The organism is Pseudomonas sp. NFACC25 (genome assembly GCF_900100935.1).
GTDB classification, from domain to species: Bacteria; Pseudomonadota; Gammaproteobacteria; order Pseudomonadales; family Pseudomonadaceae; genus Aquipseudomonas; species Aquipseudomonas marginalis.
The window spans coordinates 55,072-71,991 of record NZ_FMUC01000015.1 but is presented as its reverse complement, the minus strand read 5'-3'; the positions used below and the strand labels follow the sequence as shown (position 1 = coordinate 71,991).

Below are 16,920 nucleotides of genomic sequence, written 5' to 3'. Positions count from 1 at the left end.
CCCTCCCACATTTTTAGACCTCTGTGGTTTCTGCGTGTGGGGCTTTCCTTGGCTCCTGCGCCACCAATGGAATTTCCTTGCCCTCGGCATCAAATAACTTGCCCCCCCTGAAATAGTCCCCATCACGCAACGCCGCTACGTCGTGGAAACACAAACTGCGCTCAGTCCCCGCCACAAACACCGACTGCTGGTCCGAATTGCCTACGGTGAAATGGTTGAACGCCAGGTTCAACAGGATCGCCATGATCGCCGATGAACTGATACCCGAATGGAAAATGGTCGCGAACCAGCTGGGGAACTGGTCGTAGAAACTCGGTGCGGCAATCGGGATCATGCCAAACCCGATGGACGTGGCGACGATGATCAGGTTCATGTTGTTGCGGTAATCCACCTTGGACAAGGTGCGAATACCACTGGCCGCCACGGTACCGAACAGCACAATCCCGGCACCGCCCAGTACCGAGGTCGGCACCGCCGCGATCACGCGCCCCATGAATGGCAGCAAGCCGAGGATTACCAGGAACAAGCCACCGGTTGCCACCACAAAACGACTCTTCACTCCGGTCACCGCCACCAGGCCAACGTTCTGGGCGAAGGCACTCTGGGTGAACGAACCGAAGATCGGCGCGAACATGCTCGACAGCATATCGGCACGCAGGCCATTACCCAGACGCTTGGAGTCGACCTTGGTATCGATGATTTCCCCCACCGCCAGGATGTCGGCCGAGGTTTCCACCAGTGTCACCATCACCACGATGCACATGGAAATGATCGCCGCGATGTGAAAGGTCGGCATACCGAAATGGAACGGCGCAGGGAAACCGAACATAGGCCCCTGGCTGACCCCGGAAAAATCCGCCATGCCGAGGAACACCGCGATCACCGTGCCGATCACCATCGCCAGCAGGATCGACAGGCGCGAGATGGTCGCGCTGCCGATCTTGCTCAATAGCAGCACCAGCACCAGGGTCAACGCCGCCAGGCCGATATTGGGCATGCTGCCGAAATCCGCCGCGCGGCTGTTACCGCCCATGGCCCAGCGCGCCGCCACGGGCATCAGGGTCAGGCCGATGGTGGTGATCACAATACCGGTCACCAACGGCGGGAAGAACTGGGTGATCCGCGAAAACACCGGGGTGATCAACAGCCCGATAAACGACGCGGCCATCACCGCGCCGAGAATCGCCGGTACCCCGCCGGCGCCATCGCTGCCGACAATCGCCACCATAGTTGCCACACCGGCAAACGACACGCCCTGCACCAGCGGCAACTGACAGCCAAAGAACGGCAGGCCAAGGGTTTGCAACAGGGTGGCAAGGCCACCGGCAAACAGCGACGCGGCGATCAACAGGCCGATATCCGCCGGTGACAACCCGGCCGCCTGGCCAACGATCAACGGTACCGCGACGATGCCGCCGTACATGGTGAGCACATGCTGCAGGCCGTAAGCCATGTTGGCGGCGACGCCTAGATTCTCATCTTCCGGCCGCTGCGGTGACGCCTTCGGGATAGTCATGGTGAGGGGTTCTCTGTTTTTGTTGTGGTGACACTGTATGCAATGTTTAGACTGGATGTCCATAGAGTTGTATACAATCGCTCGAACAAGATACCCTCCATCGGCGTTACAAAAACAACCCGGCCGTGATGAGCCAGAACGCCAAAGGACACTAGAACAATGAAAAAGGCATTACAGGGAGCCACCGTTGCACTCACCCTCCTCGGCGGCGGGGAGGCCGTCGCGGTGGAATGGATGAACAACAGCGTAGGTTTTCGCTACGGCCAGCAGTTCACCAATCCGAATAACCCCGACGAATTCAGCAAGCGCATCTACAGCGTTACCCACGCCAGCGGCTACCGGTATGGCAGCAACTTCCTGAACCTGGACGTGTTCCTGTCCGACAACCGCGACCCGCGCAAGGGCACCGACCACGGCGGCAGCGAGGTGTACGCGGTATACCGGCATCAGTTGTATGCATCACGGGTGCTGGATGTGCCCCTGGGCACCGGGCTGGTCAAGGATTACGCGCTGACCCTGGGCTTTGATGCCAACCGCAACAACAACGTCGCTTCGGCGAAAAAACGCGCACTGGTGCTCGGCCCGACATTGAAGTTCAACACCGTGGGCGTGCTGGACCTGAGCCTTCTGTACTACAAGGAGCGCAACCACACCGGCATCCCCGGTGCACGTGAGTCGAACCACACGTTTGACGACACCTACATGCTCAACCTGACGTGGATGCGCCCTTTCGAGATCGCCAACCATGCGGCGAAATTCCAGGGTTTTGTGAACTACGTCGGGGAAAAAGGCGCGGACTACCATGGCCGTGACACGGCACCGGAAACCCTGATGCGCAGCGCGCTGATGGTCGCGGTGCGACCGGGCAGGAGCGTGAAGCCGAACCTGTACCTCGGGGTGGGTTACGAGTACTGGCATAACAAGTTCGGCGTGGACGGCGGCCGGGGCAGCCGTACGTCAACGCCGACGGTGAACATGGAAGTGACGTTCTAGGCGGCGGCCAGTTCCGACTTGTCTGCTTTCGGCCGCGCCAGCCAATAGCCCAAGACGGCCAAGGGCGCGGTCGCCAGCATCACTATCACAGTAATCAGCAACGGCTGTTCGATCATCGATGACACCAACAGGCTGCTGAGAAAGCACAGGCCCAATTGCAGCGTGTTTTGCAGTGCCGCCGCCTTGCCGGAATGTTCTGCAAACGGCATCAGCGCATTCGCCACCACGATCGGGTAGCTGGCGCCGTTGACCAGCGCCATCAGGCAGAACGGAATCAGCAAGGTGGTGAGCGTCGGCACGGTCAAGGTGGCGACCAGGTACAGCGCCACCATGCTGATGCAATAGGCCAGCAGCAACCACGGCAACAGCGTCTTGCCCTGGAAACGCTGCAAAGCGCTACGGCAACTGTAGCCACCCACCAGAAACGCCAATGTCGGCAGCACGTAGCTCAGGCCGATGTCATTCGGGCTATAGCCCATGTCGCCGAGGATGAAGGGTGAAGCGGTCAGCCAGGCGAAGAAACTGGCCGAGCAGGCGGCGAAGATCATCACATTGCCGGTAAACACCCGGGAGGTGAGCAACTGCCAATAGCCAAGGCGCGAAGGTTCGTCTTCCCGCGTCTGAGGTTTCGACACGGAGCGCAGGAACAACGTCGGCAGCAACAACAGCAGCGACACCCCCAGCAATACACCGAAGATGGCCTGCCAACCGAAGTGGTTCAGCACCATCGCGCCCAGCAGTGGCGCCAGCGCCGGTGACAACGACATCAACGGCATGATGCTGGCGAACACACGGTGGGCCTTGTCGGCCGGGTAGCGGTCGATCACCAGCGCCTGCCAGCTCACGGCCGCAGAACACACGCCAATCGCCTGCATAAAGCGCAAGGCCAGCAACTGCGGCGCGGTCTCGACCCAAAACATCCCCGCGCAACCCACCACAAACAGGCTCAAGCCTGCGAGCAGGATCGGCTTGCGCCCCAGGCGGTCGGACAACGGCCCCCACAGCAACTGCCCCACGGCAAAGCCCGCGAGGAAGATACTCAGGCTGGCGCCCACCGCGCCCGCACCAATCTGCAACTGCTCGCCCATGGCGCCGAATGCCGGCAAATACATGTCCATGGCGAGGTAACCGAGCATGCTCAGCCCCGCCAGATACCAGGTGAAACCAAAAGAATTTTTCATTGAAACCTTGTTAATCCTGCCATCAAACTATTTGCTGACTGCCGCCCATTATGAAGCTGACAGTTTTGCTGTGAAGCGATAATAATTGGCGTCTGTTATCAATAATTTTGAAGGCAACCCTCATGTGGTCCGAATACTCCCTGGATGTCGTCGATGCGGTAGCGCGCCATGGCAGCTTCAGCGCCGCCGCCCAGGAATTGCACCGCGTGCCATCAGCCATCAGTTATACCGTACGCCAACTTGAAGAGTGGCTGGCGGTACCGCTGTTTGTGCGCCGGCATCGTGATGTGGAACTGACACCCGCCGGCCGCCTGTTTATCGACGAGGCCCGCGGGGTAATGAAAAAAATGCTCGGCACACGGCGCCTGTGCCAGCAGGTGGCCAATGGCTGGAGTGGCCAGTTGAAGGTCGCGGTGGATTCCATCGTCAAACCCCAGCGCTGCCGACAGTTGGTGCTGGATTTCTATCGGCAGTTTCCCGAGGTGGAATTGCTGCTGGAATACGAGGTGTACAACGGTGTGTGGGATGCCCTGGCGGATGAGCGCACCGATATTGTCATCGGTGCCACCAGCGCCGTGCCGGTGGCCAGTCACTTTACTTTTCGCGATATGGGCTTATTGAATTGGCTGTGCGTGGTCAGCGCCCGGCACCCATTGGCGGCGGTGGACGGGTTGCTCAATGACGACCAACTGCGCCCCTTCGCCTCGCTGTGCATGACCGACACCTCGCGCAACCTGCCCAAGCGCGACACCTGGACCCTGGATAACCAACGCCGGTTGGTAGTCCCGAACTGGGCCTCCGCCATCGATTGCCTGCGCGATGGCCTGTGCGTCGGCATGGCACCGGCGCATCAGGTATTGCCGTGGATCGAACGCGGCGAATTGATGGCGCTGCAACTGACGCGCCCCTTCCCGGCCAGCCCATCGTGCGTGGCCTGGGCACAGAGCAAACTGTCCCCGGCCATGGCGTGGTTATTGGAATACCTGGGGGATACCGAAACCATGAACCAGGAGTGGCTCAACGGAAAGGACCTAGTTCAATAGCCGAGTGATGGCCCGCACGATCATCTCCACCTCCTTGGCATCCAGGGTCAGCGGCGGCAGCAGGCGAATGACCTTGCCCCGCGTCACGTTGATCAGCAGCCCATGCTCCTGGGCAGCACGCTGGGCCAGGTCGCGATAGGGGCTGGCCAACTCAACACCGATCATCAGGCCCTGCCCGCGAATCGCCAGCACCTGCGGATGCTCTTCCAATTCCATGCGTAACCGCGCCAGCAAGCGCTCGCCCTGTTGTGCAGCGTTCTGCAACAAGCCTTGCTCTTCGATAATGTCCAACACCGTGCAGCCCACCCGGCACGCCAGCGGGTTGCCGCCAAAGGTGCTGCCGTGACTGCCGGGCGTGAAAAGCGCGGCTACCGCTGCCCTGGCCAGGCACGCACCGATGGGCACGCCATTGCCGAGGCCTTTGGCCAGGGTCATCACATCCGGGACAATGCCTTCATGCTGGAAGGCAAACCAGGCGCCGGTGCGGCCGATGCCGGTCTGGATTTCGTCGAGCATCATCAGCCAGCCGTGCCGTGTGCAGTGGTCACGCAGGGCTTGCAGGTAACCCGGCGGCGCGGGCAGTACACCACTTTCGCCCTGAATGGGCTCCAGCAAGACCGCCGCGATCCGTGTGCCAAACGTCTGGGTGATTGCCTCGATCGCCGCCAGATCACCAAACCTGACCTTGAGAAAATCCCCCGGCAAGCGTTGGAAACCCAAGCGCACCGAGGGGCCATCGCTGGCCGCCATGGTGCCCAGCGTACGGCCATGAAAGGCATTCTCCATCACCACTACCAAGGGCTCTTCGATGCCTTTTTTCCAGCCATGCAACCGCGCCAGTTTCAGCGCCGTCTCGTTGGCTTCGGCGCCGGAATTATTGAAGAAGGCACGGTCCAGGCCGGACAGCCGCGTCAGGCGCTGGGCCAGACGTTGTTGCCAGTCGATGCTGTAGAGGTTGGAGGTGTGCAACAACAGGCCGGCCTGCTCGCTGATGGCCGTCACCAGTTTCGGGTGGGAATGCCCGACGTTGGTCACCGCCACACCCGCCACTGCGTCCAGGTATTCGCGCCCCTGCTGGTCCCACAGGCGCGTGCCGAGGCCACGGGTGAAACTCAGGGCCAGGGGTTGATAGGTGGTCATCAGGCAGGCGGCGGTCATGGTGGCGGACTCCAGTGCATCGTTGAGATAGCAACAGTATCGTTAGCCATCCCAGCTGGATAAACTGCGCCTTCCTGCAATGACTTTAAACCAGGACTTGATAATGGACCTGTTCCAAGCGATGTCGGTGTACGTGAAAGTGGTGGAGACCGGCAGCATGACCGCCGCCGCCCACGCCTGCGGGATGTCGACCACCATGGTCGGCAACCACTTGCGCGCCCTCGAACGACGCCTGGGCGTCAGCCTGCTCAAGCGCACTACCCGCAAACAGAGCCTCACGGAGTTCGGCGGCCAGTATTACCAGCGTTGCCTGGAAGTACTCGGGCTGGTGGCCGACTCCGAGCAATGGGCCGAACAGGCCCACGGCGACGTCCCCAAAGGCACACTGCGCATCACCGCGCCACCGGCGTTCGGCACTGAACGCCTGGCGCCGGCCCTGAGCGAGTTTTCCCAGCGCTACCCGCTGATCAAGCTGTACGTAGTGCTCAGCAACCAGCGCATGGACATGGTCGACAGCGGCTTTGACGTGGCTATCCGCCTGGGCGAGCTGGAACCCTCAAGCCTGATCGCCCGACCGATGCAGGACTACACCATCACCCTGTGCGCCTCACCGGACTACCTGGCGCGACGTGGTACACCCCGAACGCCCGAGGACCTGCAACAGCACGACTGCCTGGCGTTCGCCTACCCTTCCACCGATGACTGGCGCAACGCCGACAAGTTGTGGCGCATGACCGGCGCAGAAGGTGAAGTGGAAATCCCGGTGTCCGGCTCGCTGACCATCAATAGCTCCCAGGCCTTGCGCCAGGCCGCCGTGCAAGGCATGGGGATCGTCATGCTGCCGGATGCCCTGGTACAGCCCGACCTGCAAACCGGCAAGCTGGTGGCCTTGCTGACCACCTATCAACTGCCCAGCCGGCCCATGCATCTGCTGTACGGCCAGGACCGTTATCGCTTGCCGAAGCTGCGCGCCTTTGTGGATTTCGCCATGGAAAAGTGGGCGCGCTAGAAGCCCACGCCCAACTCGCGCAGTCGCGCCGCCGTCTGCTCGGCAGACACATGGTGAATGCCTTGCCAGCCGAGGGCGACGGCCGCTTCGATATTGCCGGCGACATCATCGATAAACACCACTTCCCCCGGCTGGATATCCGGCAGGTACACCCGTACCTGGCTGAGACTGGCGTGGTAGATCGCCGCGTCAGGCTTGATCAGCTTCAACTCGCCAGACACCACGATGTTGCGAAATTTGCGAAGGAAGGGGTAATGGGCCAGCGCATAGGGAAAGGTCTCGGCCGACCAGTTTGTGAGCCCGAACAGTGGCATGTTGGCCTGATGCAGCGCGTTGAGAATCGCCACGCCTTCGGGCAACGGGCCACGCAGCATTTCGTGCCAGCGGCCGTAATAGGCCGTGATCAAGGGTTCATGCTCGGGGTATTGATCGATCAGGATCTGCGTGGCTTCGGCCAGCGGCCGCCCCGCATCCTGCTCGGTGTTCCAGGCCTGGGTACAGATGTTATCGAGGAACCACTGCCGCACTTGATCGTCGGCAATCAGTTTGCGATAGAGGTGCTGCGGGTTCCAATCGAAGAGAACACCGCCGAAATCAAAAACGACTGCACGAATCGTCATCAGATCCTCCGTTAGCATGGTTTGAGAGCTGAGGGAGTCTGGCAGATTTACAAGGAGGGAGGTGCGCGCCGGAGCGTAAGACGGATCTGAAAAACCAAAAAAACAAATATGGGAGGGGGACACGCCTCCTCCCACATTTTTAACCGCGTTTAGGCTTGGACCAGACCCTTGATCTTCACGGTCGGGTTGACGTCAGCCTCGTAGTCCACACCATCGACTTCAAAGCCGAACAAGCGCAGGAACTCAGCCTTGTAGCCGGCGAAATCACTGATCTCGTTGACGTTCTCGTCGGTGACCTGGTTCCACAGTGCCGCCACGGCGTCCTGGACCTTCGGTTCCAGTTCGGCCAGGTCGGCACGCAGGCGGCCGTCGGCGTCGAGCTTCGGCTCGCTGCCGTACAGGCTGTCCTTGAACAGGCCGTAGACCTGCTCGATGCAGCCTTCGTGGGTGCCCTGCTCTTTCATCACCTTGAACAGCAACGACAAGTACAGCGGCATGATCGGGATCGCGGAGCTGGCCTGGGTGACCACCGCCTTGAGTACCGATACGCGGGCATCGCCCTTCAGTGCAGCGAGGTTGTCGCGCAGGGTCAGGACTTTCTTGTCCAGGTCTTTCTTGGCTTCGCCGATGGAGCCGTTCCAGTAGATGTCCTGGGTCAGCTTCTCACCGAGGTAGGTGAACGCGGTGGTCTTGGCGCCTTCGGCCAGTACGTCGGCGTCACGCAGGGCGTCGATCCACAGCTGCCAGTCGGCGCCGCCCATGACATTGACGGTGCCGTCGATTTCTTCCTGGGTTGCAGGTTCGAGGGTGGTGTCGACCACAACGCCTTTGTCGGTATTGATACCGCGCAGGGTTACAGCCTTGCCGATTGGCTTGAGGGTGGAGTTGTAGACTTCACCGGTCTTGGGATCGGTACGGCGTGGCGCGGCCAGGCTGTAGACGACCAGGTCGATCTTGCCCAGGTCTTTCTTGATGGTTTCGATGGTCAGGCGCTTGATCTCGTCGGAAAACGCGTCGCCGTTGATGCTCTTGGCGTACAGGCCTTTTTCAACGGCAAACTTCTCGAACGCAGCGCTGTTGTACCAGCCGGCGGAGCTCAGCTTGCCTTCTTCGCCTTCTTTCTCAAAAAACACGCCCAGGGTGTCGGCGCCGCAGCCAAACGCTGCACTGATGCGCGCGGCCAGGCCGTAGCCGGTGGAAGCGCCAAGGACCAGCACCTTCTTCGGGCCGTCTTTGATGGCGCCGTGCTCAGTTACGTAGTCGATCTGTTCCTTGACGTTCGCTTCACAGCCAACAGGGTGAGCGGTCACACAGATAAAGCCACGAACCCGCGGTTTGATGATCATAAAATTTCTGCCTCTTCCAAGGTGCCGAAGGCCAATGGTGGCCATTCAACTTCAATCGTACCGGTCTATGACGTCCGAAAAACCGAAGCGTCACGATAGTCGCAAATCTTCTGTTTACAAAATCCAATCCATACGAGCCCACCAGGGTTAAAGACTGTGTCGAGCCTTCACAATTTTGCACTATTTAAAACGCCAATCCGCTGCTGGACGCCTTATCATGACGAAGATGTTTCATTATGTTTCAAAACCCCACCACTCGCGGCCACGGATCCGGACCTGTCGAATGGCGTCCTCCTGGAGCTGAGTTGCATGAACAAGTCTGCTTTGCGTAAGAAAGCGGTATCGGTCGCCTGGGTACTCGGCGTGTTGCTGATTATCGATGTGTTCCCCGAAACCACGCTGGTGTTCCTCTGCCTGGTACTGGTGTGCGGCGTTTACGACTTCCTGCGTAACGGCCTGTATGACAAGCCGACCGTCAAGAAATACTTTATCGGCAGCGGTCGCAACACTTGGCTGCTGGCGCCGTTCAACACCCTGTTCGACCTTCTAAGCGCGCGTAACCGTCACGTCTACACGATGGGCGACCTGCCACCGGCCTGGCGCACAGACCTGCAACAGGTGCTTGATGACGCCATGGCCCACAAGGATGAAATCATCGGCTACCTGGACGAACGCATGGCCGAGAAGAAGCGCGGCATGTTGTTTTTCCAGTGGTACGGGCGCCCGATCGAAACCACCCTGGATATTCCTGAACTGCGCAAAAAACTGCCGTTCGTGAAAACCATCGGCGTGTCGGTGTTCAACGAGAACCGCTCGACGTCCTTTCACTTCGGTCCCCTGCGCATGATGTTCCGCGTGCTCTACAACATGGCACCGGCGCCCCATCACGACGGCGTGTACATCCAGGTCGGCAAGCACAAGCACTACTGGCACGACGACCCGCTGTTTATCTTTGATGACACGCTGATGCATGCGTCCTTCAACAAGAACGACGCCAAGCGCTACTGCCTGTTCATCGACATCGTACGGCCGACGCCGCTGCCGTCGGTGCTTAACGCCGTCATCGCGGGATTTGCCGGGCTGGTCTTTACCCTGCGTCGGGTTTTCTACAAAAACTGGAAGCTGATTGAGTAAGTTCTGCGGCATGATGGTGTTGGACGGTATTTGCGCTCGGCCCTGCGCCTGAGGTAAATATCCGGCTCGTGCGCCCTAACCTGCGCCCACCATTCTCACGTCATCGCACCTCGACAGGTGCGGTGGCTGCGTTTTCAAGGAATCAGAATGCCCCAACGCCAAGTCATCAATGCCTCCGTCAGCCCCAAGGGCAGCCTCGAAACCCTGTCCCAACGTGAAGTCCAGCAACTGAGCGAAGCCGGTACCGGCAGCATCTACACCCTGTTTCGCCAGTGCGCCCTGGCGATCCTCAACACCGGCGCCCATATCGATAACGCCAAGACCATCCTCGACGCCTACAAGAACTTTGAAGTGCGCATCCACCAGCAGGACCGTGGCGTACGCCTGGAGCTGTTGAACGCCCCCGCCGATGCTTTCGTCGATGGCGAAATGATCGCCAGCACCCGCGAAATGCTGTTCAGCGCCCTGCGGGACATCGTCTACACCGAGAACGAGCTGGACAGCCAGCGCATCGACCTGAGCAACTCCCAGGGCATCACCGACTACGTATTCCACCTGCTGCGCAATGCTCGCACCCTGCGTCCGGGCGTGGAGCCGAAGATCGTGGTGTGCTGGGGCGGGCACTCGATCAATACCGAAGAGTACAAATACACCAAGAAAGTCGGTCACGAACTCGGCCTGCGCAGCCTCGACGTGTGCACCGGTTGCGGCCCGGGCGTGATGAAAGGCCCGATGAAGGGCGCGACCATTTCCCACGCCAAACAACGCATTACCGGCGGGCGCTACCTGGGCCTGACCGAGCCGGGCATCATCGCCGCCGAAGCACCGAACCCGATCGTCAACGAACTGGTGATCCTGCCGGACATCGAAAAACGCCTTGAAGCCTTCGTGCGCGTGGGCCACGGCATCATCATCTTCCCCGGCGGCGCCGGTACGGCCGAAGAGTTCCTGTACCTGCTGGGCATCCTGATGCACCCGGACAACCGCGACGTCCCCTTCCCGGTCATTCTCACCGGGCCGAAACAAGCCGCGCCGTACCTGCAACAATTGCATGCCTTCGTCGGCGCCACCCTCGGCGAAGCCGCGCAGGCGCACTACCAGATCATCATCGACGACCCGGCCGAAGTGGCCCGCCAGATGACTGCCGGCCTCAAGGCGGTGAAGCAGTTCCGCCGTGAGCGCAACGACGCGTTTCACTTCAACTGGCTGCTGAAGATCGACGAAGGCTTCCAGCGCCCGTTCGACCCGACCCACGAAAACATGGCCAGCCTGCAACTGAGCCACGCACTGCCGCCCCATGAACTGGCAGCCAACCTGCGCCGTGCGTTTTCGGGGATCGTGGCGGGTAACGTGAAGGACAAGGGCATTCGCCTGATCGAAGAACATGGCCCGTACGAGATCCACGGCGACCCGGCCATCATGAAGCCACTGGATGAGCTGTTGCAGGCGTTCGTTGCCCAGCATCGCATGAAGTTGCCGGGTGGCGCGGCGTATGTGCCGTGTTATCGCGTAGTGCAGTGAGCTCGCCAGGTAATTTGCTTACAGCCGCCAGGCTTTATTGGCGGTCGGTCATAGTTGGTATCTCTTTGCGCCATGGGTAAGCGTGCGGGAGGGCTGAGTTCGGACTAGGTTTTCATGACTCCGACTCATCCTCCACCTGAAGAGCGACCTATGGACCAACGGATATTGTCCTCCACCACTCCTTACCCTAAGGTAAGGAGCATCATGTTGGAGATCTTTACCATGGCGACCGCCACACTTACCTCAAAAGGGCAAATCACCATCCCCGTCCAAGTCAGGACCGCACTCGGCCTGGAAACAGGCGACCGCGTCGAATTCGTCGAAACGGAAGATGGCAAGTTTTCCATCATTGCAGCGAGCAAGACGGTCCATGACCTCAAGGGGCTGGTCCGTAAGCCTGCAAGGGCCGTGTCCATTGACGACATGAACCGCGCCATCGCAGCACAGGGAGCGAAGGCTGGATGATCGGGCTGGATACCAATGTGCTGGTGCGCTACGTCACCCAGGATGATCCCGTTCAATCCCCCAAGGCCTGCGAATTGATTGAATCCCTCACCACGCTTTCGCCAGGGTTTGTCAGCCTGGTGTCCGTGGTGGAGCTGGTGTGGGTATTACAGAGCTGCTACCAATGCGCCAAAAATGACATTGTCGTCGTTCTGGAAACACTGCTGCGCACCCGTGAATTGACCGTCGAACATGCCGAGGTCGTCTGGCAGGCGCTTCGACGGTTCACGGCCAACAACGCCGATTTTGCCGATTGCCTGATAGAGCGCTGCGCCCACGCGGCCGGGTGCGAATACACTGCTACCTTTGACCTCGGTGCGGCCAAGGCCGCGGGTATGAAGCGTCTGGGCTGAGCGGCAACATTGCGGCAAGGGGCAGGCTTTGGTAAAAGTCGCTAATCCCTGAACGAGAGAACGCCCCACGTGCGCACGCTTCTTCTTGCTGCCCTGGCCCTGACGCCGCCCCTCGCACTGGCCGAGATCATCTGGCCCGACCTGCCAAAGAGCTGCTTCGTCAGCGGGCGTTCTGCCACCAGTGTGGATGTCGACGCCGGCTGCGCAGCGTTCCTGATCAATGTGCAAGGCAAGGCCGCAGGTACGCCGATCAAGGTGGATATTCCCCAATATGCTTTTCACATCGACGAAGCCAGCGGCAAAGAGACACCGGTGATCATCATCCAGGCCGAAGAGAACGGAGAGGTCAAGGCCGTGGGATACAAGGAACTGGGCACCGATCAACTCGGTGCCGCGCTGCTGCGGGAAGTACGGCTCCTGGGTACAAAGAAGCCCTCCTAGTCGGGGTTCAACGAACCCAGCCGCCCACCTGCCAGTGATAGCCATCATTGCGCTGCACCCAATGCGGATGCACATAACGATAGCCTTCGCGCACCGGCTCCCAATGGCCGTGTACGGCAACGTAGCGCCCGCCTTCCCAGCGCCAGTAACCACGTGACCATATGTAACCTTCACGTACGGCAGGCTCGACTTCGATGATCTGGGTCGGCGGCGGTTGTGGCGCAACCACCTCGACATATTCACGCTGTACAGGCCGGCGCTCATGCACCACGCGCTCCTGTACACACCCGGACGCCGCGACCACAACTGCCGCTAATGCCGCGTAACGTAACAACATACAACCCCCTCGGGCGTTATCGCCCAACACCTGCACCGGTAAAAATGCCCCCGTGTTTCAGCCATGCTCCTGCTCAGGCCTGGGTACTTTTTTAACAGGTTGTGTCTGTCGGATTGCTGAAGCAGCACGCATCAAGGGTGACCGAAGCGTCCCAACACCGCTTCGACAAAGCGTCTCAACTTGGCCGTACGCTGGCGGTTCGCCGTGTAGACAAGGTGCATCGGCCGGCTCGGCGCTTCAAAGTCCGGCAGCACTCTCACCAATTCGCCCCTGTCCAACGCCCCGCGCAAGAAGTCTTCCGGACCGAGCACGATGCCAAAACCATCCAGCGCGGCGGTCATCAAGGCCCTGCTTTCATTGATCTGCAAGCGACTGGCAACCTGCACCTTGCAAGGCGTCGAACCCTGGTAGAACACCCACTCGCGATCCGCCGGCCGCGACCAGAAGGCGTAGCCGAGGCATTCATGACGCTCAAGGTCCACCGGGGCCTGCGGGGTACCACGTGCAACCAGGTACTCAGGCGACGCGCAGACCACCAGGCGGTAAGGTGCCAGTGGCCTGGCTGTCAGGCCGGTGGTCGCCAGGGGGCCGATACGAAAAGCGGCTTCATAGCCCTCCTCCACCAGGTCCACGAAACGGTCGGTCAAGTGCAGGTCGATTTCCACATCCGGGTTGTCGCGCAGGAACCCGGTAATCAACGGCATCAGGCTGTAGGAGCCGAAGGTGACGGGCGCGGTGATTTTCAGCTTGCCGCGCGGCGTGTCGTTCATGATCTGCGCCAGTGAATCGGCAGCCTCGGCTTCTACCAGGATATGTTTGCAACGCTCGTAATACGCGCTCCCCAGCTCCGTCAGGCTTTGCCTCCGTGTGGTGCGGTTAAGCAAGCGAGCGCCCAGGCGCTGCTCCAGCGCGGTGACATGTTTGGCCACCATCTGCGGCGACATGCCCAAGCGCTCGGCAGCCCGCGCGTACGAGCCCAACTCAGCAGCCATCACAAAGGCATTCATGCTCGACAGGCGATCCATCATTCCCTACTCCCAGTAACAACATCCACGCCAAAACGACGATTTATCGCCAATTGGTTGCCAATCATCATAACCGCTCCCCTACTCATTGGAGCAAGACCATGAAGATTGGTGTTATTGGAGCAGGCTTTATCGGACGCGCCGTGGCCCAACTGGCGCTGGCGGCCGGGCACGAAGTGATGTTGAGCAACTCCCGTGGCCCCCACACCATGAGCAGCGTCGTGAGCGGCATACTCGGCGTGCAGGTGGGCAGTGCCGACGACGCCGCCAAATTCGGCGATGTGGTACTCGTGGCGATCCCCCTGGAGCATTACCGCAGCGTCCCGGCGCAATGGCTGGAGGGCAAGACCGTGATGGACGCGAATAATTACTACCCGAACCGCGACGGCCATATACCGGTACTGGATCGCTTCGAAACCACCACCAGCCGGCTGCTCGCCGAGCATTTGCCCCATTCACATGTAGTCAAAGTGTTCAACGCGATCTTCGCTCCCGACCTGACGCAGGACGCCCGCCCCCACGGTGCCCCCGACCGCCGGGCGTTGCCGGTGGCCGCGGATGACGCCGCAGCGAAGGCACGCGTCATCACGCTTCTCGACGAATTGGGTTTCGACGCCGTGGATGCCGGCAGCCTGGATGACAGCTGGCGGCTGGAACGCGGCAAGCCTGCCTATTGCGTGCCGCTGGACCAGGCTGGCTTGAAGGCAGCGCTGGCCGCCGCCGAGCGTACGGCTGAACTGCCGCCTGTCGAACGCACCCGCCGTTAGACACGCACAAAAAAACCCGCTGACCGTTACCGGTTCAGCGGGCTTTTTGTTACCGGCAAGGTCCTGACCCAGGACCTCCCCAGCGGCTTACAGCGCCAGGTCAGACGCCGGCTTGCTCGGCTCAGCCGCAGGCTTGGCAGCCTCGGGCGCCTTGACAGCAGCCTGTTGCGGAATCGCAGGCGGTGCAGGCAGTTGCAGGATATTGGCGGTGTAGGCCCATTCCTTGGCAACAGCCTCAGGACTGTCGTTCAGCTTGGTGCCGTAGCTAGGCACGATCTGGTGCAGTTTTGCCTGCCACTCAGGGGTCGCAACCTTGTCCTTGAACACTTTCTGCAGCACGGTCAACATGATCGGAGCCGCGGTAGACGCGCCTGGCGACGCACCCAACAGGCCTGCAATGGTGTTGTCGGCAGAGCTGACCACTTCGGTACCGAGTTTCAGGACGCCGCCCTGCTCTTCGTCACGCTTGATGATCTGCACGCGCTGGCCGGCCTGCCACAGGCGCCAGTCGGATTGCTTGGCGTTCGGGAAGTACTCCTGCAGCGCCTTGAAGCGATCGTCATCCGACAGCATCAGTTGGCCGGCGAGGTACTCGACCAGTGGGTATTCACGAATACCGACTTTGGTCATTGGCCAGATGTTGTGGGTGGTGGTGCTGGTCAGCAGGTCCAGGTACGAGCCTTCTTTCAGGAACTTGGTCGAGAAGGTGGCGAATGGGCCAAACAGAATCACGCGCTTGCCATCCAGCACGCGGGTGTCCAGGTGCGGAACCGACATCGGTGGCGCGCCAACCGAAGCCTTGCCGTAGGCCTTGGCCAGGTGCTGCTCGGCGACGGTTGGGTTATCGGTCACCAGGAACGAGCCGCCGACCGGGAAGCCAGCGTATTCCTTGGCTTCAGGAATGCCCGACTTTTGCAGCAGGTGCAGTGCACCGCCGCCAGCGCCGATGAACACGAACTTGGCGTCGGTTTCAGTCTTGGTGCCGTCTTTCAGGTTTTTGTAGCTGACACGCCACGAACCGTCGGCGTTCTTGGTGATGTCCTGCACTTCGCTCGACAGTTTCAGGTCGAACTTAGGCGTGGTTTGCAGGTGAGCGACGAACTGGCGGGTGATCTCGCCGAAGTTCATGTCGGTACCCAGCGGGCTCCAGGTGGCCGCGATTTTCTGGTTCGGGTCACGCCCTTCCATCATCAGCGGAACCCATTTGGCGATCTGCGCCGGGTCTTCGGAGTACTGCATGCCGGCGAACAGCGGGCTCGCTTGCAGGGCTTCGTAGCGCTTCTTGAGGAACTTGATGTTGTCATCGCCCCACACAAAGCTCATGTGCGGTGTGGAGTTGATGAACGAACGCGGGTTCTTCAGCACGCCCTGCTGGACCTGCCAGGACCAGAACTGACGGGAGATCTGGAACGCTTCGTTGATCTCGACCGCTTTCGGGATCTCAACGTTGCCGTTCTTGTCTTCAGGGGTGTAGTTCAGCTCAGCCAGGGCCGAGTGGCCGGTACCGGCGTTGTTCCAGCCGTTGGAGCTTTCTTCGGCGACGCCATCGAGGCGCTCGACCATTTCCATCGACCAACCCGGCTCCAGCTCATTGAGCCAGACACCCAGGGTTGCACTCATGATGCCGCCGCCGATCAGCAGCACATCGACTTTCTTTGCCTCTTCCGCGTGAACGGACGTGATCCCCATCGACAAAGCCAGCCCCAGCAGGGCAGTGTTTACTTTTTTAAACATCAGTAGCACCTATGATAAAACGCCATCCGCCCCACCGCCCCTGATCATGGGCAACCCTCAATCACGCTGCGCCAGGCAACGCACCGCGGGGTTTGCACATTCACTCGGGGACCGCAGGGTGGGCACACAAGGCCGACGTATCGACCTCACTTTTATGTCCCTTCTGCGCTGACTTCTTATCATTATTGGCTTCAGCTACCTGGGCGACAGCCAAACGCCGGGACGTATACGGGTGTAC

17 protein-coding genes are annotated in these 16,920 nt (G+C 60.3%); 9 read left to right on the top strand and 8 right to left on the bottom strand.

The window, feature by feature from the left end; all coding sequences use genetic code 11:
• Window positions 1-13: 13 nt before the first annotated feature.
• Window positions 14-1,516, bottom strand: coding sequence for a nucleobase:cation symporter-2 family protein (locus BLQ09_RS25930; RefSeq protein ID WP_065947414.1), 1,503 nt, complete (start codon window positions 1,514-1,516; stop codon window positions 14-16).
• A 159-nt stretch (window positions 1,517-1,675) separates the two neighbouring features.
• Here BLQ09_RS25930 and BLQ09_RS25925 point away from each other — a divergent pair, with 159 nt between their 5' ends.
• Window positions 1,676-2,509, top strand: a complete 834-nt coding sequence (locus BLQ09_RS25925) for a nucleoside-binding protein (RefSeq protein ID WP_092359010.1) — start codon at window positions 1,676-1,678, stop codon at window positions 2,507-2,509.
• On the opposite strand, the gene punC is transcribed toward BLQ09_RS25925, so the two are convergent.
• A complete protein-coding gene (gene punC, locus BLQ09_RS25920; protein ID WP_027604196.1) occupies window positions 2,506-3,690 on the bottom strand; it encodes a purine nucleoside transporter PunC in 1,185 nt (394 codons plus the stop codon). The two genes, BLQ09_RS25925 and punC, sit on opposite strands and share 4 nt — an antisense overlap.
• Window positions 3,691-3,812: 122 nt before the next feature.
• Between punC and punR the strand changes: the two genes are divergently transcribed.
• Window positions 3,813-4,733 (top strand): DNA-binding transcriptional activator PunR, encoded by a 921-nt coding sequence (gene punR / locus BLQ09_RS25915; RefSeq protein WP_092359008.1) that lies wholly within the window; start codon window positions 3,813-3,815, stop codon window positions 4,731-4,733.
• Here punR and BLQ09_RS25910 read toward each other — a convergent pair.
• Window positions 4,722-5,891, bottom strand: a complete 1,170-nt coding sequence (locus BLQ09_RS25910) for an aspartate aminotransferase family protein (RefSeq protein ID WP_092359006.1) — start codon at window positions 5,889-5,891, stop codon at window positions 4,722-4,724. The two genes, punR and BLQ09_RS25910, sit on opposite strands and share 12 nt — an antisense overlap.
• Before the next feature lie 103 nt (window positions 5,892-5,994).
• On the opposite strand from BLQ09_RS25910, the gene BLQ09_RS25905 reads away from it, so the two are divergent.
• Window positions 5,995-6,900 (top strand): LysR family transcriptional regulator, encoded by a 906-nt coding sequence (locus tag BLQ09_RS25905; protein ID WP_092359004.1) that lies wholly within the window; start codon window positions 5,995-5,997, stop codon window positions 6,898-6,900.
• Here the strand turns inward: BLQ09_RS25905 and BLQ09_RS25900 are convergent.
• Window positions 6,897-7,520, bottom strand: coding sequence for an HAD family hydrolase (locus BLQ09_RS25900; protein ID WP_092359002.1), 624 nt, complete (start codon window positions 7,518-7,520; stop codon window positions 6,897-6,899). The genes BLQ09_RS25905 and BLQ09_RS25900 overlap by 4 nt on opposite strands.
• Window positions 7,521-7,669: 149 nt before the next feature.
• Window positions 7,670-8,866 carry an enoyl-ACP reductase FabV gene (fabV, locus tag BLQ09_RS25895; RefSeq protein ID WP_092359000.1) on the bottom strand — a complete coding sequence of 399 codons (1,197 nt, stop codon included), beginning with the start codon at window positions 8,864-8,866 and terminating at the stop codon, window positions 7,670-7,672.
• Window positions 8,867-9,175: 309 nt separating this feature from the next.
• Between fabV and BLQ09_RS25890 the strand changes: the two genes are divergently transcribed.
• From BLQ09_RS25890 to BLQ09_RS25870, 5 genes are all read left to right on the top strand, one after another.
• Window positions 9,176-10,000 carry an aspartyl/asparaginyl beta-hydroxylase domain-containing protein gene (locus BLQ09_RS25890; protein WP_027604202.1) on the top strand — a complete coding sequence of 275 codons (825 nt, stop codon included), beginning with the start codon at window positions 9,176-9,178 and terminating at the stop codon, window positions 9,998-10,000.
• Window positions 10,001-10,147: 147 nt separating this feature from the next.
• Complete coding sequence (gene ppnN / locus BLQ09_RS25885) at window positions 10,148-11,521, top strand: nucleotide 5'-monophosphate nucleosidase PpnN (RefSeq protein ID WP_027604203.1); 1,374 nt, start codon at window positions 10,148-10,150, stop codon at window positions 11,519-11,521.
• Between the two features lie 207 nt (window positions 11,522-11,728).
• Window positions 11,729-11,986, top strand: a complete 258-nt coding sequence (locus BLQ09_RS25880) for an AbrB/MazE/SpoVT family DNA-binding domain-containing protein (RefSeq protein WP_027604204.1) — start codon at window positions 11,729-11,731, stop codon at window positions 11,984-11,986.
• The gene (locus tag BLQ09_RS25875) at window positions 11,983-12,378 is read left to right on the top strand and encodes a PIN domain-containing protein (RefSeq protein ID WP_092358998.1); all 396 of its coding nucleotides are present in this window, start codon (window positions 11,983-11,985) and stop codon (window positions 12,376-12,378) included. The genes BLQ09_RS25880 and BLQ09_RS25875 overlap by 4 nt, the downstream gene beginning before the upstream one ends.
• A gap of 69 nt (window positions 12,379-12,447) precedes the next feature.
• Complete coding sequence (locus BLQ09_RS25870; RefSeq protein ID WP_092358996.1) at window positions 12,448-12,819, top strand: hypothetical protein; 372 nt, start codon at window positions 12,448-12,450, stop codon at window positions 12,817-12,819.
• Between the two features lie 7 nt (window positions 12,820-12,826).
• Here the strand turns inward: BLQ09_RS25870 and BLQ09_RS25865 are convergent, their stop codons facing one another.
• On the bottom strand, window positions 12,827-13,156 hold the full coding sequence (locus BLQ09_RS25865) for a YXWGXW repeat-containing protein (RefSeq protein ID WP_065928138.1): 330 nt from the start codon (window positions 13,154-13,156) through the stop codon (window positions 12,827-12,829).
• Window positions 13,157-13,287: 131 nt separating this feature from the next.
• Window positions 13,288-14,184, bottom strand: a complete 897-nt coding sequence (locus BLQ09_RS25860) for a LysR family transcriptional regulator (RefSeq protein WP_092358994.1) — start codon at window positions 14,182-14,184, stop codon at window positions 13,288-13,290.
• Between the two features lie 50 nt (window positions 14,185-14,234).
• Here BLQ09_RS25860 and BLQ09_RS25855 point away from each other — a divergent pair, with 50 nt between their 5' ends.
• Window positions 14,235-14,948 (top strand): NADPH-dependent F420 reductase, encoded by a 714-nt coding sequence (locus BLQ09_RS25855; protein WP_256569170.1) that lies wholly within the window; start codon window positions 14,235-14,237, stop codon window positions 14,946-14,948.
• Between the two features lie 87 nt (window positions 14,949-15,035).
• On the opposite strand, the gene mqo is transcribed toward BLQ09_RS25855, so the two are convergent.
• Window positions 15,036-16,682, bottom strand: coding sequence for a malate dehydrogenase (quinone) (gene mqo, locus BLQ09_RS25850; protein ID WP_027604210.1), 1,647 nt, complete (start codon window positions 16,680-16,682; stop codon window positions 15,036-15,038).
• Window positions 16,683-16,920 lie beyond the last annotated feature (238 nt).

What these genes read in the sequence shown, in the direction of transcription:
- ppnN (WP_027604203.1), top strand. Translation starts at nt 10,148, where the DNA reads ATGCCCCAACGCCAAGTCATCAATGCCTCCGTCAGCCCCAAGGGCAGC.
- mqo (WP_027604210.1), bottom strand. Translation starts at nt 16,682, where the DNA reads ATGTTTAAAAAAGTAAACACTGCCCTGCTGGGGCTGGCTTTGTCGATG.
- BLQ09_RS25910 (WP_092359006.1), bottom strand. Translation starts at nt 5,891, where the DNA reads ATGACCGCCGCCTGCCTGATGACCACCTATCAACCCCTGGCCCTGAGT.
- BLQ09_RS25860 (WP_092358994.1), bottom strand. Translation starts at nt 14,184, where the DNA reads ATGATGGATCGCCTGTCGAGCATGAATGCCTTTGTGATGGCTGCTGAG.
- BLQ09_RS25875 (WP_092358998.1), top strand. Translation starts at nt 11,983, where the DNA reads ATGATCGGGCTGGATACCAATGTGCTGGTGCGCTACGTCACCCAGGAT.
- BLQ09_RS25930 (WP_065947414.1), bottom strand. Translation starts at nt 1,516, where the DNA reads ATGACTATCCCGAAGGCGTCACCGCAGCGGCCGGAAGATGAGAATCTA.
- BLQ09_RS25900 (WP_092359002.1), bottom strand. Translation starts at nt 7,520, where the DNA reads ATGACGATTCGTGCAGTCGTTTTTGATTTCGGCGGTGTTCTCTTCGAT.
- BLQ09_RS25905 (WP_092359004.1), top strand. Translation starts at nt 5,995, where the DNA reads ATGGACCTGTTCCAAGCGATGTCGGTGTACGTGAAAGTGGTGGAGACC.
- fabV (WP_092359000.1), bottom strand. Translation starts at nt 8,866, where the DNA reads ATGATCATCAAACCGCGGGTTCGTGGCTTTATCTGTGTGACCGCTCAC.
- punC (WP_027604196.1), bottom strand. Translation starts at nt 3,690, where the DNA reads ATGAAAAATTCTTTTGGTTTCACCTGGTATCTGGCGGGGCTGAGCATG.
- BLQ09_RS25925 (WP_092359010.1), top strand. Translation starts at nt 1,676, where the DNA reads ATGAAAAAGGCATTACAGGGAGCCACCGTTGCACTCACCCTCCTCGGC.
- BLQ09_RS25890 (WP_027604202.1), top strand. Translation starts at nt 9,176, where the DNA reads ATGAACAAGTCTGCTTTGCGTAAGAAAGCGGTATCGGTCGCCTGGGTA.
- BLQ09_RS25865 (WP_065928138.1), bottom strand. Translation starts at nt 13,156, where the DNA reads ATGTTGTTACGTTACGCGGCATTAGCGGCAGTTGTGGTCGCGGCGTCC.
- punR (WP_092359008.1), top strand. Translation starts at nt 3,813, where the DNA reads ATGTGGTCCGAATACTCCCTGGATGTCGTCGATGCGGTAGCGCGCCAT.